Source organism: Mitsuaria sp. WAJ17 (assembly GCF_014174515.1).
Taxonomy (GTDB): Bacteria; Pseudomonadota; Gammaproteobacteria; order Burkholderiales; family Burkholderiaceae_C; genus Roseateles_B.
The window spans coordinates 150,680-167,669 of sequence record NZ_JACJUG010000011.1 but is presented as its reverse complement, the minus strand read 5'-3'; the positions used below and the strand labels follow the sequence as shown (position 1 = coordinate 167,669).

Below are 16,990 nucleotides of genomic sequence, written 5' to 3'. Positions count from 1 at the left end.
GGCGAGGCAAGAGGTCGCCCAGCCAGGCCGAGGCCGCGCCCAGGCCGGCGGGCAGCACCAGCAGATGCGCCGGCCTGCCGCCCTGCTGCTGCCGCAGCGCGGCGATGAAGGCAGGCAGGGCGTAGCGCTCGGGGCCGACCAGGTCCAGCGTGGCGGGCAGCGGCCCTTGGGCGTCCAGCAGGCGGGCGCAGGCCTGGGCCAGGTCCTCTACGCGGATGGGCTGGATGCGCGGGCTCACCGCCTGCGCTGGCCAGGGCAGCCAGGGCAGGCGGGCCAGGCGCTGGAACAGCGCCGTGCTCGCGCCGCCCTCGCCGAAGACGACGCTGGGGCGCAGCACGCAGGCATCCAGGCGTCCTTCAGCGCGCAGGGCCAGCAGCGTGGTTTCGGCCTGGCGCTTGCTCTGGGCATAGCGCGTGCGGCTGTCGGGCGGCATCAGGGCCGAGACCTGCAGCACGCGGCGCACGCCCGTGTTGGCGCAGGCGCTGAAGAGGGCGGCAGGCACGGTGTGGTGGATGTCGTCCATCGCCTGCCCGCGTGGCTCGCGCAGCACGCCCACGGCATTGATCACGGCCTCGCAGTCAGCCAAGCGGGCATGCCAGGTCTCGGGCTGGGTGTCGCGGGCGAAGTCCATGGGGCAGGATTCGACGCCGGCCGGCAGGGCCCTGGTGGACCCTTCCCGAATGCCGGCACGCACCAGGAAGCCAGCCGCCTGCAGCCGGGCGACGATGTGCCGGCCGATGAAGCCCTGGGCGCCGCAGACCAGGACCGTGCGAGGACGCGGGCTCATGTCCGGGCCTCCGGCGGAAGCTCGCAACTGCCGCTCCTGCAGGCCGCCCGGGCCGCGGCCCGGCGTGCCGCGCGCTCGAACAAGGCCGCGATCAGCGGGCGCGGCACTCGGTAGCGATTGCGCACCAACCAGGGGTAGGCCCGGTTGGCGAGCGTGCGGATCATCGGCAGGCTCAGCAGCCGGCTCACCCAGGGCAGGCCCACGGCGCGGTAGGCAGCGTCGAAGACGGCCACCGCGCGCAAGACCTGACCCTGTGCGCCAACGCCGTGGATGGCATTCATCAGCGCCGAGCGGTCGGCGCCCGGCACCGGGGAGACGAAGTCAGCAGGACTGCAGTCTACGAAGCGCAGTCGGCCGTGGGTGTCGCGAAGCCGAAGGTTGCGGATCTCGGCGCTGCAGAGCTGGCAGGAGCCGTCGAAGTAGATCGTCAGCGGGTAGAGGGCCGCGTCCCTGATGTTTTGAGTATTCATTTGTCTGACATTTCGGTAGTAACAGAAATTGAAAGGCAAAAATGCAGCCAGCGAGATCAGGCCGAGCGCCTCAGGCCGTGCCACCCGGCTTGCCCTCGCCGCGCACAAACTTCTGCACGCTGGCGCCCATCTTGAGCACTTTCTCCAGGGTGTTGGGGGAGAGGCGCAGCATCTCCTCGGACCAGGCCCCCAGGGTGTCCATGAAGCGCAGGGCCTCGCGCACGCGATCCTGGGCGTCGGGGCTTTCGCCGGCAAAGGAGGGGTCGGCGACGATCTCGCCCAGCACCCGCACGGTGGGGTCGAACTCCCGTTCCTTGCGCTCGCGCACAATGGTGCGGAACAGCTCCCAGACATCGACCGAGGTCTCGAAGAAATCGCGCCGGTCGCCCAACTGGTGGGTCACCCGGATCAGCTTCCAGTTCTGCAACTCCTTGAGGCTGGTGCTGACGTTGGAGCGGGCGACGTTGAGGGTGTCGGCGATCTCCTCGGCGTTGAGCGGCCGGCCGTGGAAGAAGAGCAGGGCGTGGATCTGGGCCACGGTCCGGTTGACCCCCCAGGCGGTGCCCATTTCTCCCCAGTGGATGATGAATCGACGTGCGCTGCTGCTGAGTTCCATGGCCCTCAGTCTAATTCGTCGGCAATTTCTGTCAATACAGAAATTTGAAGCCTATCGATGGCCGGGCTGGGCAGGGACAATAGCGTCATGAGCCTCAAAGCCCCCGAACTCCTTCTCCCGGCCGGTTCCCTGGCCAAGATGCGCGCCGCCTATGACTTCGGCGCCGACGCTGTCTATGCCGGCCAGCCGCGCTACTCCCTGCGCGCGCGCAACAACGAATTCCGCCTGGAGCAGATTGCCCAGGGCATCGAAGAGGCCCATCAGCGCGGCAAGAAGTTCTTCGTCACCAGCAACCTGATCGCCCACAACGACAAGGTCCGCACCTATCTGCGCGACATCCAGCCCGTGGTGGAGCTCAAGCCCGATGCGCTGATCATGGCCGACGCCGGCCTGATCATGCAGGTGCTGGACCAGATGGAGAAGGGCCTGTTCCCCAAGGTGCCCATCCACCTTTCCGTGCAGGCCAACACCACCAACTGGGCCGCAGTGAAGTTCTGGCAGAAGGCCGGGGTGCAGCGCATCATCCTCTCGCGCGAGCTGAGCCTGGACGAGGTCGAGGCCATCCGCAACGAATGCCCGGACATGGAGCTGGAGGTCTTTGTGCACGGCGCCCTGTGCATCGCCTATTCGGGCCGCTGCCTGCTGTCGGGGTACTTCAACCGGCGCGACCCCAACCAGGGCACCTGTACCAACGCCTGCCGCTGGGAGTACGGCACGCAGCCGGCCCGCGAGGACTCGGCTTCCGGCGAGGCCGTCCCCGTGGGCACGCTCGACGCCGACTTCAATTTCGCCGAGGCCCAGGCCGAGGCCGAGAGCAGTTTCTCCACCTGCGGCGGCGGCCAGCGCCACCCGGCGGCGGACAAGGTCTACTTCTTGGAGGAGAAGGGCCGCCCCGGCGAGCTCATGCCCATCATGGAAGACGAGCACGGCACTTACATCCTGAACAGCAAGGACCTGCGCGCCGTCGAGCACGTCGAGCGCCTGGCGCGCATCGGCGTGGATTCGCTGAAGATCGAAGGCCGCACCAAGAGCCTCTACTACGTGGCCCGCACGGCCCAGGTCTACCGCCGTGCCATCGACGACGCCGTGGCCGGCCGCCCCTTCAATCCCGGGCTGCTGCTGGAGCTGGAAGGCCTGGCCAACCGCGGCTACACCGGCGGCCTGCTGGAGCGCCGCCCGGCCCAGGACTACCAGAACTACATCAGCGGCCACAGCGAGTTGCACCGCAGCCATTTCGTGGGCGAGGTGACCGGCGTTCGCGAGGACGGCTGGGTCCAGGTGCAGGCCAAGAACCGCTTCGCCGTGGGCGACCGCGTGGAGTTGCTGCACCCCAGCGGCAACCGCATTGTCGAGCTGACGCAGATGCAGAACATGGACGGCGAGCCCGTGCAGGTGGCCCCGGGCGATCCGGTGCGCGTCTGGGTGCCGCTGGGCCTGCCTGCCGAAGGTGGGCTGCTGGCGCGGCTGCTCTGATCGGTCCAGGGGGGTGATGGACCGAAGGGACCAATGGCGCCTTCATGCGCCGGCCTCGGTCGCCGCACAGACTTCCTGCTTTTTTGCGGCAGCAGACCGCCAGGAGACAGCATGGCCCCCGATTCCCTCGATTCCTCGATCTCGCCCGACGAAGGGGTGAACCCCTCGCGCCGCGGCCTGCTGCTGGGGGCCGCGGCGGCCCTGTCATCCGCCCCCGGCTTTGCCCAGACCATTGCCCGCGCCCTGGCCGTGCCTGCGCAGCGCTTGAGCGGCAGCCTGGCGGACATCGAGCATGTGGTCTTCCTGATGCAGGAGAACCGCTCCTTCGACCACTACTTCGGCAGCCTGGGCGGCGTGCGCGGCTTCAGTGATCCACGGGCAGTGTCGCTGCCCTCGGGCAAGCCCGTCTGGCAGCAGCCCAACGGCACGGCGGACGTCGTGCCCTACCATTTCGACGTGCGCAACACCAACGCGCTGCGCGTGGGCCTGGACCATTCCTGGAAGGGCAGCCAGGCTACCTGGAAGGACTGGAACGCCTGGGTGCCGAGGAAGGGCGCGCGCTGCATGGGCTTCTTCAACCGCCAGGATCTGCCGTTTTACTACGCCCTGGCCGATGCCTTCACCGTCTGCGACGCCTACCACTGCTCCATCTTCGGCCCCACGGACCCCAATCGCTTCTACGCCCTCAGTGGCCACAGCGGCGGGGTGGTGACGGGCATCGGCGACTCAAGGCTTTACAACGTCAACGGCGGCATCTACAACGCCGACATCGCCAACGACAACAGCGCCGCCACCGGCATCAGCTGGCCCAGCTATGCCGAGCAACTGGACGGCCTGGGTGTCAGCTGGAAGGTCTACCAGGAATGGGACAACTACGGCGACAACTACCTCCAGTACTTCCGCCGCTACCGCGTGGACGCCAGCGGCGCGAAGCTGGCGCCGGCCTCGCCCCTGTACCAGCGGGCACGGGCCATGGCGCCGGGCTCGGGCCCGGGCGGCGTGGGCAGCACCAGCGGGCAGTTCCTCATCGATGCCTTCGCCAAGGATGTGAGGGAAGGACGGCTGCCGGCGGTCTCATGGATCTGTGCCCCCACCGAGTACTGCGAGCACCCGGAGCAGACGCCCAATGCAGGCGAGCACTTCAGCGCCCGCCTGCTGGCTGCGCTGGTGGACCAGCCCCAGGTCTGGGCCAAGACCCTTCTGGTGCTGACCTATGACGAGAACGACGGCTTCTTCGATCACATGCCCGCCCCCGTGCCGCCCCTCAGCGCGCAGCAGGGGCGCAGCACCGTCAGCACGGCCGGCGAGACTTATGGCAGCGAGCCCATCGGCCTGGGCCCGCGCGTGCCCATGCTGCTGGTCTCTCCCTTCACCAAGGGCGGCCGCGTCAACTCGCAGCTGGCGGACCACACCTCCCTGATCCGCCTGCTTGAGGAGTGGCTGGTCCAGGGGCGGGGGCTGCCGCGCGAGCGCGTCCAGTGCCCTCATATCAGCCCCTGGCGCCGCGCGGTGTGCGGCGATCTCCTGAGTGCCCTGCAGCTGGGCACCGCGGATGCCCGCTGGCCGGCCAGCGTGCCGCTGAGCGCCAGCTACCCGCGAAACTGGGGCTCGCGCGAGGCCCTGCCGGCAGCGCTGCAGCCCTTGCCTGCCCAGGAGGTGCTGTCCGGCCCGCCACGGCCTGCCTGCCCCCTGCCCTACCGCTCCGTGGTGAGCGGTGCCGTGCAGGGCGACGCCCGCCAGTTCGGCCTGAGCTTTGCCAACCACGGCAGCGTGGGGGCCAGCTTCATCGTCCAATCCCAGTTGCGCGGCGATGGGCCCTGGCACTACACCGTGGAAGCCGGCAAGCGGGTGGACCTGGAGGTGTGGAACTGGTCCGGCCCGGCCTACCACCTGCGGGTGCAGGGTGCCAACGGCTTCCTTCGCGAGTTCGCAGGTGCCCTGGGTGCCGGCACGACCCGGGCCGAGCTCAGCCTGGAGGAGGACGCAGCCAACGCCAGCGTGCGCCTGCGCCTTTCCAATGCCGGCAGCCAGGCCCTGCGCCTGCAGCTCAAGGACATGGCCTATGGCGATGCAGCCGTGCTGAGCGTGGACCTGGCCCCCGGGCAGGCGCGCGAGTTCACCCGGCCGCTGTCCAACAGCCGCGGCTGGTATGACCTGGGGCTGACGGTCGAGGGTGACGCGCGCTACTGGCGACGCTTCGCGGGCCACCTCGAAGGCGCCGGCCTGGACTTCAGCGATCCCGTGCTCAGCGGTCAGGCCGTCGCCCAAGCCTCGCCCGCACTGCCAGGCCTGCCGGCTGCGCCCCGCTTCACCGCAAGCGCCACGCAATGCCGCGTGGGCGAGAGCGTCACCCTCGGCTGGACCGGGCTGCCCGCCGGAGCCAGGCACTGGATCGGCGCCTACCGCAAGGGCGACACGCCGGGCAGCACCTCCTCGCTCAAGTGGAACTACGTGAGCGCACCGGCCGGCAGCCAGGCCCTGGGCGACCTGCCCTCAGGTGACTACCTGCTGGGCCTGTTCCTGGACGACGGCTATGGCCAAGCCGCGCCGGCCCTGGCGCTGAGCGTGCGTTGATCCTGCTTTGAGCCCGTGCTGAGCGTCGGCGCTGACGACGGGCACCGCTGCGGCCGGCGCGGCCGTCCGCAACCCGGAACGAGGGCTGCGCTGCCTGGTCAGCCAGCCCTGTTTCCTGAAGCGGGCGGCCGTATCCTCGGCGTGAGGCCGGCTTGCTTTCTCCGCCTCACAGACCGGCAGGAGCGCCGTTCGAGCATGATCCCCGGCTCGCCTTCTGGCTCGTCCTTTGGCAGGTCTTCTGGTTGGGGTGTGGATGGAGCGCGTGCCGCCGGGCGGTTTCCCGGCGAGAGGTCGCGTCCGATATTCGCCTTGCCCTGCCGAGATCGACGCCCGGTGCCTCCGATTTGCTGGCACATGCCGGCCCGGTGGAGGTGAGGCTCGCGAATGACGGCACCTCGGCCTGGGGCCTGAGGGTCAGGTCTTGCCGTGTGGCCGGCTGGGAGGCAGGAGCGCGTGGGCGGGTTGGCGCTTCCGGTCATGCTAGATTCGTGGCGCTCAGAAAAGTGGTTAGCCATCCAGAGGATCAAGGCCATGCCCATCGTCCGCTTGATCGAAGGCCCCGTGGGGGCAGGGAAGTCGACCTTTGCCGCCGCCATGGCCGCACGGAGCGGCGGCGTGCACATCGCGCTGGATGCCTGGTTCGCCCGGCTGTTCAGCCCGGACCGCCCGGCCGGCGACTTCATCTCCTGGTACGTGGAGCGCAAGGAGCGGCTGCTGGCGCTGATCTGGGCGCATAGCCACGCCGTGCTGGCCTCGGGGGTGGATGTCATCCTGGAGTTGGGCCTCATCCAGCGTCAGACGCGCAGGGCCTTCTGCCGACAGGTGCTGGACGCAGGCATCGAGCTCGTGATGTATGAGCTGGATGCGCCCCGGGACCTGCGCCGGGCTCGCGTCCAGCGGCGCAATGTGGAGCAGGGGGCGACCTTCTCCATGGTGGTGCCGGATCCGATCTTCGAGCTGGCGAGCGATCTGTGGGAACCCGCGGATGAGTGGGAGAGGGACGAGTACGCCGTCGAGCGGATCTGCACCGCCTCGGGTGCGCTGCGCCAGGGCTGAGCGGCCGGTCGGGCCCCGGCATGGGGTTCCTGGATTTCCGCCAGAATGCAGGCCTCACTCAAGAGCATCGCGCGGACAGGTGGCCGGCGGCGCTTGCACTTCGGGAGAACGGTTTGCGCGGCTGCCTCGGCCTACTTTCCATCGGAGGCAGGGGCCTGGCGATCGATCACTGCCGGTCTCATCTGTCTTGCAAGCAAGTACAGGCAGCTCTGCGCCTAGGTCGATCGCGCAGGCTTCTCAAGAATGCCGAAGCCCATGCATTCGACGCAGGGCGTCCCTCTCACCGCGGCCCTTGTCGCCCGGGTCTCGGGGGGCTGATGGCTGTGCCGCGAGCAGCGCTCCGAGGAGACCCGCGCCGCAAGAGGGCCGCTGAAGGCGCTGAAGCGCAAGCACGGCAGCCTCAGGGCTTCAGCACCCTTGCCACCGGATTCGGCCGCAGCCTGAACGCATCAGGCATGCCCGAGCCCAGCAGGGGGCGCAGGTAGAGGCGGAAGGCGTCGGTGACGTCGGTGCCGCTGTCGCTGATGAAGTGGTCTTCCATCACCCGGGTTTTGCCGGCCACCGCCTCCAGGGGCAGGAGCTCGTAGTCCACCGAGTAGTAGCCATTGCGGCGGATGGACACCGAGCCGTCGCGATCGCCCCACATGGCGTACTGCACGGCCTTCTCGCCCACCTCGCGGGCTTCGCGCTGGTCCACGTCGGACACACAGCCCACGAAGCTGCGCTGCAGGTAGCCGAAGGTGTCGCCGCGCACGCGCTTGATCTTCAGGCGGGTCTTGATCTCCTCGCACAGCAGGTCTGCCAGGGCGCCGGAGCCCGAGAGCTGCACATTGCCGTGGGCATCGTGCTCCAGGTCCTTGGCGAGCCGGGCGGCGATGGGCTGCCCGCTGGCGTCGTGGATGCCCTCGCTGACGGCTATCACGCAGCGGCCATGGCGCTCGTGGATCGCCTTCACATCGGCCAGGAAGCGCTCGATCTCGAAGACGCGCTCGGGCAGGTAGATGAGGTGGGGGCCGTCGTCGTCGAACTTCTTGCCCAGGGCCGAGGCCGCGGTCAGGAAGCCGGCATGGCGGCCCATCACCACGCCCACGTAGACACCGGGCAGAGCGGCGTTGTCCAGGTTGGCGCCTGCGAAGGCCTGAGCCACGAAGCGGGCGGCCGAGGGGAAGCCGGGCGTGTGGTCGCTGCCGACCAGGTCGTTGTCAATGGTCTTGGGAATGTGGATGCAACGCAGCGGATAGCCCGCCTGGCGCGCCTCCTCGGCCACGATGCGCACGGTGTCCGAGCTGTCATTGCCGCCGATGTAGAAGAAGTAGCCGATGCCGTGCGCGCGCAGCACCTCGAAGATCTTCTGGCAGTAGGCGAGGTCGGGCTTGTCGCGTGTGGAGCCCAGGGCCGAGGCGGGGGTGCCGGCCACCAGCTCCAGGTTGTGACTGGTCTCCTGGGTGAGATCGACGAAGTCCTCGTTGAGGATGCCCCGCACGCCGTGGCGCGCACCATAGACGAGGTCGATGCCCCGGTGCCGCCGCGCCTCCAGCACCACGCCGACCAGGGACTGGTTGATCACGGCTGTCGGGCCGCCCCCTTGGGCGACGAGGATTTTGCGGGCGGCGGGGATGCTCACGGAGGGCTCCTTGGGTGGACGGACGCTGGCTGACGTTCTACACCATGGCGGCCGTCTTGGCACGCAGGGGGGCCAACTTGTGGCTGTTGGCAAGATGGGAAGCGCATCCTCAAGCGGGTGGATGGGCCGAAGCTGTCCAAGCACTCGCCTTCCTAGAATTCCGCGGCGGATGGCCCTGGGGCGGTGGTTCGCGGCTGGCCGGGCAGGCGCAGGAGGGGCAGGTGGTGCACTTCGTGGCGAAGGTGGGGGCATGCAAGGGCTGAGGCCAGGGACGCTGGATCTGACCGGGCGCCAGCGCAGCCAATGGGGCCAGGTCTTGCGCCAGCTGGAAGCCGAAGGCCTGCTGGCGGCCAGCCTGCCCGAGGGCCTGGCCCACCTGCCGCCCTGCAGCCCGCCGGAAGCCTGGATCGAGCTGGCGGAGGCTGAGGGTCAGGTCTTGCCCTGGCTGCTGCGACAGCTGCGTCTGCGGTCCCAGGACGTGACGCTGCACGCGCTGGGCCGCGAGCTCGGCCTCTGCGTCGATAGCCGCGAGCGCCTGCAATGCAGCCCCGGCTGGCGGCACTGGACGGGCCTGGACTCGCCAGCACAGGGCTTGCCATTCTGGCGCGGCGCAGCCGGTGGTGCGGGGCCGGCGGCGTCCTCTCCCACGGTGGCCCTGGAAGCCTGGGCTCGACGCCTGCTATGCCTTTGGCGGGCCGTGCCGGCAGGCGCGGGCCCGAGCGGGTCGTCCTGGGTGCCCTGCGGCCTGGTCCTGGACCTCGGCGGGGGGCAGCTGGTGTCGCTGGATGAGGCCATCGATCCTGCCGTGCCTTGGCTGCTGGGCCCCCTGCCTCGGCATGTCGCGGACGAGCCCTCGCGTGCCGAGGCCCGCTTCCAGGCCTTGAAGAGCGAGGCCTGGCGGGGTCTGCGCTGTGCCGAAGGCCAGACCCTGCCGCGGCCTGGCGGCGCACCGCAATCATCCGAGCCGGCCATGCTGCTGCAGGCAGGACCCGCAGCGCCCCTGCTGGACCGGGCATTGCTGGGCCAGGCGCAGGCGGGCCCGGTGCTGCTGCTGGGCGCCGATCCCGGGTGGCCGCCCCAGCTGTGCCTGGCCCTGCTGCAGCGGCAGGACAAGATGTGGTGCCATGACGCCAGCCCCGCCGCCATGGCGGGCGGCGCCCTGTGCCTGGACCTGCAGGGCCGTTTGCTGGGGTATGTACGTCCCATGAACACGGCAGGTGGACGCGTGCTTGCGCTGCTATGGTCCTGATCAGCGCCATGCACCCCGGAGTCCGCCATGACCGCAGCCATCGCGAGCAGCCTGCACCTGCAGGGCATGACGGAGTTGACCCTGCTGGCTCCGCTCAAGCGCGGCTTCGTGCCCAGCGGTGACACCTGCAGCTACGCCTCCCGCCTGCGCCTGCTCTTCGCCACACTGATGGCCGCGCGCTCCCGGGCCCGGGAACAGGAGCAGGGCTCGGCCTTCACGGACGTGGTGGCCCGCGTCCAGACCATCCACAGCTTCCGCCTGGCCATCCTCGAGCCCAGCCAGCAGCTGCTGCTGGCCGTCACCTTCGACAGTGGCTGGGAGCCCTACATCCGCAAAGTCTGGCGTGATCTGGGACCGCTGCTGGACGTGATCTTCTGCCATTGCGAGGGCTACCCCTTGGCCGCGGACAGCCGCTCCGAGACCTATATGGCCTGGATACGCGCCAGCCAGGTGCAGGCCGGCTTCTTCTACATCGCCTCCGGTTTGACCGTCGGGGACCTGCGCTACCTGGCCGACGTCGAGCGCCTGCAGCGCGAGGGTGCCGGCGCTCGCCAGTCCTGCCCGGCCCAGCAGGTGGCGGAGCAGGCCATTGCCCGGCTGCGTCTGCCGCATCCCAGCCAGACGGCCCGGCAGCAGGCCCGCCTGATGCCCGGCATGGCCCTGGCCCGCGGCCTGGAGGCGCTGGCCGGCCTGTATGCGCTGACGGACCTCTTCGCCGTCACGCCCGATCCGCAAGACCGTGACCACCTCGTGCTGCTGCGCGCGGCCCAGGACCTGCTGGTGGAATTGCGCGAGCCCGAGCTGCGCGGTCTGCTGGCTCAGGATGCCGGCCTGCAGGCGCAGTACCGGACCGAGCTGGCCTGGTTCTTCCAGCCGCCGCCGCGCTCGCTGCGTCCGTGCAGGCCCCCGCGCGAACCGCCCGCGCCCGAGCAGCTGCAGGCCGGCCTGCTGCGGCCGGATCCCGATGCCAGCCACGGCCTGCTGCTGCTCCTGAAGTTCAGCGCACCTGAGACCGCCCGGCGCTGGCTGGTCTCGCAGCTGCCGGCCCTGGAACGCCAGGCTGCGACGCCGGAACAGCCCGTGCTGAACCTGGCCCTGACCGAGGCCGGCCTGCGCAAGCTGGGCCCGGGGGCCGAGACACTGGCGCGCCTGCCGCGCGAGTTCTGCGAGGGCATGGAGGCCCGGGCCGACCTGCTGGGCGACCTGCGTGGCAATCACCCCACCCAGTGGCGGCGCCCGCTGCGCCATGGCGCAGCGGTGCCGCCAGGGGACGCGAGTCTGGCCGCCCGCATCGAGCTCGCCGAGGTGGACCTCATCCTGCAGTGGCGCGTGATGGCGCCGGGCACGCCCGAGGATCACCGGCTGTGCCCCGGACATCCGCTGATCACCCAGCTGCAGGCCGCGGAGTCGGCGCCCGGCCTGACGGTGCTCGCCGCCGAGCCCTTGCGCCGCCAGACCCTGGGCACACGGCGGCCCGAGGGTCAAGGGGTGGTGGAGCACTTCGGCTTTGCCGACGGGCTGAGCCAGCCCGTCTTCAGTACCCGCCCGGCGCCGCGTCCGCGTGACGAGCTGGCCCTGGGCGAGCTGCTGCTCGGTCATGCCAATGACCGGGGCGACGCGGATTCAGCCCTGGCCGAGGACCCTGTGCTGGCCGATGGCAGCTTTCTCGTGATCCGCAAGCTGCGCCAGTTCCCGGAACGGTTGCAACGGCGCCTGACCGCCGAGGCGGCGCGCCTGGCGGGGCAGGGCATCCGCGTCAGCGTGGACGAACTCAAGACCGCCATGATGGGCCGCAAGCCCTCCGGCGAGCCCCTGGTGACGCCGGAGGGGCCGGGTCCCAATGACTTCGACTACCGCGCCGACCCCGAAGGCCTGCGCTGCCCGCTGGCCTCGCACATTCGGCGTGCCAACCCGCGTGAGGGAGCGCCCAATCCCCATGCGATGGGCGGCCGGGAGCCCGTGCCGCGCCTGCTGCGCCGGGGCATGTCCTACGGGCCTGACCTACGGCCGCAGGAGCTGGGCGGGACGCTGCCGGCGCAGGAACGCGGTCTGGTCTTCATGGCCTGCGTCGCCAGCATTGCCGAGCAGTTCGAGGTGGTGCAGCGCTGGATCAGTGGTGGCAATGCCAGCGGCCTGGGCTCGGCTCAGGCGGACCCGCTGCTGGGCGTGCCCAGCCTGTGGGAGCGCCGCAGCTTCCGCTTCGCCCGCGAGCTGCCGGACGGGCAGCTGCAGGTGATCCGCGTCTTCCTGGACGAGGAGCCTGACGGCAGCCCGCAGTCCCTGCAGCCGCAGCCCTTCGTCCAGCTGGAGTGGGGGCTGTACGCCTTCATGCCCAGCCTGCCCGCACTGCGCCATCTGCTGGCCGACGCGGTGCAGGCCCCGGAGCCCTCCGAGGCTGCCCGCGAGGGCGAGGCCCTCATTCGCCAGCTGCAGGGCCCGCTCAAGGCCCTGGGCGCCGCGGGCTGGAAACAGTGCCTGGAGGACCTGGTGGCGCGCAGGCAGGGCGTGCCGGAGAAGCTCTGGGCCGCCGTGCGGGAGCTGCATGGTGGCGCCCTGGATACCGGCACCGACTACGGCGTGCTGGTCGGCTCGCCGGAGCTGCTGCACCGGGTCCTGCAGGACGAGGCAGGGCACTACACCGTCAGTGGCTACCAGGCCCGCATGCGCCAGTCCATCGGCCCCATCTTTCTGGGGCTGGATGCGGGGCCGGACTACGAGCGCCTGGCTGCCCCGGTCAATGCCCTGATCGCCGGAGTCAGCCGGGACGAGGCTTTTGGGCTGAGCCGGCGCGCCGTTGTTGAGGTCCTGCGGCAATGGTGGAACGAAGGGGCGGGCGAGCCCCCGGCGAGCCGGCCGCAGCGCATGCCCGTGGACCTCAAGCGGCTCAGCGACGAGGTGCTGGCCCGCCTGGCCAGGCACTGGTTCGGGCTGCCGGACGGGCTGCATGTCCAGGCCGCCACGCGCGACTGGGCCTGGCAGGCGGACAGCAGCGCGTTGCCGCGCTGTCCCGGGCACTTCGACACGCCCTCTCGCTACTTCTTCCAGCCCCTGCCCGAGCGGACGGTGGCCGAGGAGCTGGGGCAGCGTCATGGCCGCCAGCTGCTGACTGCCGTGACAGCCTGGGTGGCGCGTGGCCGGGCAGATCCAGCCTCGCTGCAGGGGCAGCTCAGCCGGCGCCTGTTTGCCGCCCTGGCGGGGGAAAGCGATGCGGCCCTGGCCAGCATCTGCATCGGCGTGCTGATGGGCTTCCTGCCCACGGTGGACGGCTGCTGGCGCCGCGCCCTGATGGACAGCCGCAACGACGAGCGGCTGTGGCTGGCGCGAGCCGCCCTGCTGGCCCTGGGTGCACCCGCGCAGCAGGGCCTGGCCCAGGTCGAGCCCCTGCTGCGCCCCTGGCTGGAGCAGGCCCTGCTGCGCCATCCCGTGCCGGACGCTATCTGGCGCACGGTCCGCCAAGCGCATGCCCTGGGCCCCGTCGCTGAGGTCGCCGAGGGGCGGCGCGTCGTGCTGGGCCTGATGAGCGGCACCCAGGTTCAGTGGCTGGCGCGCGAGGCCGGCGGCACAACGGCGCAGGCCTGCCCCGCCGACCTCAGCCTGGTCTTCGGAGGGCGGCGGCAGGACGGCGCCACGCACCCCCTGCATGCCTGCCCAGGCTACGAGGCGGCCCTGGGCCTGCTGCTGGGCATGAGCGCCGGGCTGCTGGGGGCGGGGCTGCAGGTCGGCCCGCAGGCGCAGCTCCTGTGGATGCTGGCACCGCCGGCAGCGTTGGACTGAGGGCGCTCAGCCAGCGCCCTCAGCCTGGCCCTGGCAGCGGGTGCGCAGCTGCTGCAGCTGCGTCAGGTGCCAGTCCATGCCCAGTCGGCGCAGGGGCGGCTCGGCGGCCTCCAGCTGCTCCAGCGCGGCGGGCCTGTCGCCCTGCAGAGCCAGGACCTCCGCCTGGCACAGGCGATTGAGCGCCGTCTCGTGCAGGGATCCGCGGCGCCTGGCCAGGGCCTGGGCCTGGGCCAGGTAGCGTTCGGGCGGATTCAGCAGATAGCCGCGCGCGGCGGCCAGGGCCAGCGCGCGCAGGGCGGTGGGGCCGCCCAGCAGGTCGCCCTCGCGGGCCCGGCGCAAGGCCTGGGCGGCCTGGTGGCGCATCTCGGCGGGCCTGTCCTGGACCATGTAGGCCTCGGCAAGCCAGCCATGCAGCAGAGAGCCGAACAGGCGCTTGCGGCGTGACTGCAGCCACTGCTGTGCGTCCTCCAGCGCCTGCAGCGCACGCTGGGCGCTGGCGCTGCCGGGCGCGCCCTGGCGCCATTGCGCGCGGCTCAGCAGGGCCCGGCTCATGCCGAAGACGTAGAGGTTGCGCACCCGCTGGGCGATCTGCAGCGCCTGGCTGGCCGACTGCTGCGCCTCGGCCCAGCGGCCCTGCCACAGCTGAACCAGGGCCAGCAGGCACAGCACCGAGCCCTCGACCTCATGGCCGGCGCCGTAGATGGCTTGGCGGGCCTCCGCAAAGCACTCGGCCGCCTCGTCGAAAGTGCCCCAGTCGCCCAGCACGGCGGCCTTGCAGGCCAGGGCGTAGGCGGATCCCACGGCCGGCCTGGCGCCGCTGCGGTGCTGGCGCTTGATGGCAATGGCGCTGTCCATCAGGTTCAGCGCGGCCTCGTACTCGCCTGCTGCCGCCAGGGCCTGGCCCAGCGTGGCCTGGGCCTGGACCAGCATGGGGAGCCAGGCATTGGCACGGCCCTCCTGCGCGGGCGCAGCGCTGAGCTGCTCAAGACCCTGCAGCGCCTCGCGCAGATGGACCACGGCGGCCTGAGTCATGCCCAGCGCGTATGCCACATAGCCGCGCCAGAAGACGGTCAGCGTCATGGTGGCCGGGTCGTTTCTGCGCCGGGCCAGCACCGAGCCGCGGTCGAAATAGGGCAGGTCCTCGGGTGAAGGGTCGAAGACGCAGGTCAGGCCCAGGCGCTGCAGCAAGCGCACCTGCGCCGCATAGCTCTCGGCGCTGGGCGGGCACTGCGCGAGGGCGTCCAGGGCCAGGCGGTAGAAGTGCCGGGCGCGATCGGGGGCGGCGCTCTGCTCGGCGCGCTCGCCGGCCTGCTCGGCATGCAGCGCGGCTTCGGGCCAGTCGCCGGCATGGGCGTGGTGGTAGGCCAGGGCGGACTGCCAGCCAGCGGACTCCCCGGCGGGTTCGGCCGCCTGCGCCTCGGCCTGGGCATCGGCCAGGCGCTCGGCGATGCGGCGGTGCAGCTCCCGGCGCTGCGGCGCGCCCACCAGCTGGTAGACGATCTCCCGCGTGATGCCATGCTTGAAGCGCAACTGGCCGGGCGTCTGCGTTGGATAGAGCAGGTCGTGGCGGGCCAGATTGGCCAGCGCGGCCTCGGTGTCCGCTGTGTCCCCGGCGCACAGGCGCCGCAGCAGCCACAGGGGCAGATGGGGGCCGATCACCGCCGCCGTCTTCAGCAGCGCCAGGTGCTCGGCCGGCAGGCGCTCAAGGCGGGCCTCGACCAGGCCGCGCAGCCAGGGCAGCTCCTGGGCGGTCCAGGAGCCATGGGTCGGCCGCGGCTCCTCCAGGCGCTGGGCCAACTGGCCGCGGGGCAGCTGGGCGGCACAGTGGCACAGCTCCTCGATGTACAGCGGATTGCCGCCGCCCTGGACATGGATCCGCTCGACCAGGAAGGGGTCCAGCCCCGGCAGCAACTGGGCGATGGCGCCGCGGCAGTCCTGCAGCGACAGCGGGCCCAGCGCGAGTGCGTGGAAGTCGCCGCGGTTTTGCACGGGCCCCAGCTCGGCCTCCCGGTTGGTGAGCAGGATCATCAGCGGCATTTCGTCCTGGCGCAGCAGGTGCTCGAGGATCTGCTGGCTGGCCTGGTCCGCCCACTGCCAGTCGTCAAGGAACACCAGCTGCGGCTGCTGCCGCCCCAGCGCCCTCAGCAGCGCGGGCAGGCGGGGCAGCCAGTCCCGCCACGACTGCTCGGTGCCGGGGGGCCGGGCCTGCGGGCGCAGGGCCTCCAGCCACTCAGCGGCATCGACCTGCAGCTCGGGCGGCAGGGCCTGCAGCAGGGCGGCGAGATCCGGGGCGGTCGGCAGCTGGTCCTGAGGGCTGAGCTCGGGCTGGCCGAAGCAGGCTCGAAGCAGCTGCATCCAGGGCTGCATGAGCTCGCCGTGCAGATGCCCGTCGCAATAGCCGCGATGGATGCGCCAGCCCTGCTGCCGGGCCTCTGCGATCAGCGCCTCGCACAGCCGCGTCTTGCCCAGGCCGGGCGAGCCGTGCACCAGGGCGGTCCGGGCCCGGCCGGCCGCGGCCTGGGCCAGCAAATGGCGCAGGTCCTGGAGTTCGTCCTCGCGGCCAATGAAGGGCAGTGCCCCCTGGCGCTCGCGGGCGGCCAGCCGGGTCAGCACCTGGCCGCGCCGGGTGATGCAGACCGCCGGCAGCGGTTCGGCCAGGCCGCGCAGGGGCAGGCGCTGGACGGGGCGGTGCTCGAACTGGTGCAGCTCGGGACCCAGGGCGGCCTGGCTCACCCAGACCTCGCCGGCCTCGGCCTGCTCGCACAGGCGGGCGGCGATATTGGGCGGCTCGCCGAGCAGGTCCAGGCGGCCGCGTTCGAAGTCGCCCTCGATCACCAGGGTCAGCCCGGCGTGGATGCCGCTGTGCATCTGAAGGGGCGTCAGGCGCTGGCCCTCGGCTGCTTGCAGGCGGGCGACGGCGGCATGCAGCTCCAGGGCGGCCTCGGTGGCGCGGCGGGCGGTGTCTTCGCCGCCCTGCGGATAGCCGAAGACCGCCAGCAACCCGTCACCCTGCATTCGCACGACCAGGCCCAGATGCTTCTCGACGGCACTGCGGCAGCAGTCGCGCACGCGGGCCAGCAGCTCCAGGTAGTCCTCGGCTTCCAGGTGGGCGGCCAGAGGGCTGGAGTCGCTGAGGTCGCTGAAGAGGACCGCCAGGTGCAACCGCCTGGCGGACGATGGTTCGCGCGGACTCAGTTCGGTGGACACGGCGGCGAAGGCTCCCTGGGGTGGGGGCAGGTCTTGCCACTGGATCCCGTGGCTGGGCGCCGGCCCCTCTGTCGCGCAGTATGGAGGCGCCAAGGCCGGCCGTCCATCGTCTGAATCGACAGTGGCCGCGGTGCTGCCCGCCTGGCGCCGTGGATGATTC

General features: G+C 71.0%; 10 protein-coding genes. 5 read left to right on the top strand and 5 right to left on the bottom strand.

Translation table 11 applies throughout. The annotated features are described in order from the left end of the window. The 3 genes from H5407_RS11330 to H5407_RS11320 all read right to left on the bottom strand — a co-directional run. On the bottom strand, positions 1-787 hold a 787-nt coding region (locus tag H5407_RS11330), incomplete at its 3' end, for an NAD-dependent epimerase/dehydratase family protein (RefSeq protein ID WP_183104557.1). Further along, positions 784-1,257 (bottom strand): thiol-disulfide oxidoreductase DCC family protein, encoded by a 474-nt coding sequence (locus H5407_RS11325; protein WP_183104556.1) that lies wholly within the window; start codon positions 1,255-1,257, stop codon positions 784-786. The genes H5407_RS11325 and H5407_RS11330, both read right to left, overlap by 4 nt. 70 nt (positions 1,258-1,327) lie before the next feature. Then, the gene (locus H5407_RS11320) at positions 1,328-1,873 is read right to left on the bottom strand and encodes a GbsR/MarR family transcriptional regulator (RefSeq protein WP_183104555.1); all 546 of its coding nucleotides are present in this window, start codon (positions 1,871-1,873) and stop codon (positions 1,328-1,330) included. An 87-nt stretch (positions 1,874-1,960) separates the two neighbouring features. Between H5407_RS11320 and yegQ the strand changes: the two genes are divergently transcribed. The 3 genes from yegQ (at position 1,961) to H5407_RS11305 (ending at position 6,976) form a co-directional block, all read left to right on the top strand. Beyond that, positions 1,961-3,346: a tRNA 5-hydroxyuridine modification protein YegQ gene (gene yegQ, locus H5407_RS11315; RefSeq protein ID WP_183104554.1), complete on the top strand. Its 1,386-nt coding sequence runs from the start codon at positions 1,961-1,963 to the stop codon at positions 3,344-3,346. A 111-nt stretch (positions 3,347-3,457) separates the two neighbouring features. Beyond that, positions 3,458-5,920: a phosphocholine-specific phospholipase C gene (locus tag H5407_RS11310; RefSeq protein WP_183104553.1), complete on the top strand. Its 2,463-nt coding sequence runs from the start codon at positions 3,458-3,460 to the stop codon at positions 5,918-5,920. A 531-nt stretch (positions 5,921-6,451) separates the two neighbouring features. Beyond that, positions 6,452-6,976 carry an ATP-binding protein gene (locus tag H5407_RS11305; protein ID WP_183104552.1) on the top strand — a complete coding sequence of 175 codons (525 nt, stop codon included), beginning with the start codon at positions 6,452-6,454 and terminating at the stop codon, positions 6,974-6,976. Between the two features lie 400 nt (positions 6,977-7,376). Here the strand turns inward: H5407_RS11305 and H5407_RS11300 are convergent, their stop codons facing one another. After that, entirely contained in the window at positions 7,377-8,600 is a 1,224-nt protein-coding gene (locus H5407_RS11300; protein WP_404935620.1) for a 6-phosphofructokinase, read from the bottom strand. A 250-nt stretch (positions 8,601-8,850) separates the two neighbouring features. On the opposite strand from H5407_RS11300, the gene H5407_RS11295 reads away from it, so the two are divergent. Together H5407_RS11295 and H5407_RS11290 are read left to right on the top strand one after the other, a co-directional pair. Further along, positions 8,851-9,849, top strand: coding sequence for a hypothetical protein (locus H5407_RS11295; RefSeq protein ID WP_183104551.1), 999 nt, complete (start codon positions 8,851-8,853; stop codon positions 9,847-9,849). 27 nt (positions 9,850-9,876) lie between these two features. Beyond that, entirely contained in the window at positions 9,877-13,623 is a 3,747-nt protein-coding gene (locus H5407_RS11290) for a hypothetical protein (RefSeq protein ID WP_183104550.1), read from the top strand. A 6-nt stretch (positions 13,624-13,629) separates the two neighbouring features. Here the strand turns inward: H5407_RS11290 and H5407_RS11285 are convergent, their stop codons facing one another. Beyond that, complete coding sequence (locus H5407_RS11285; protein ID WP_183104549.1) at positions 13,630-16,830, bottom strand: AAA family ATPase; 3,201 nt, start codon at positions 16,828-16,830, stop codon at positions 13,630-13,632. Between the last annotated feature and the right edge of the window lie 160 nt (positions 16,831-16,990).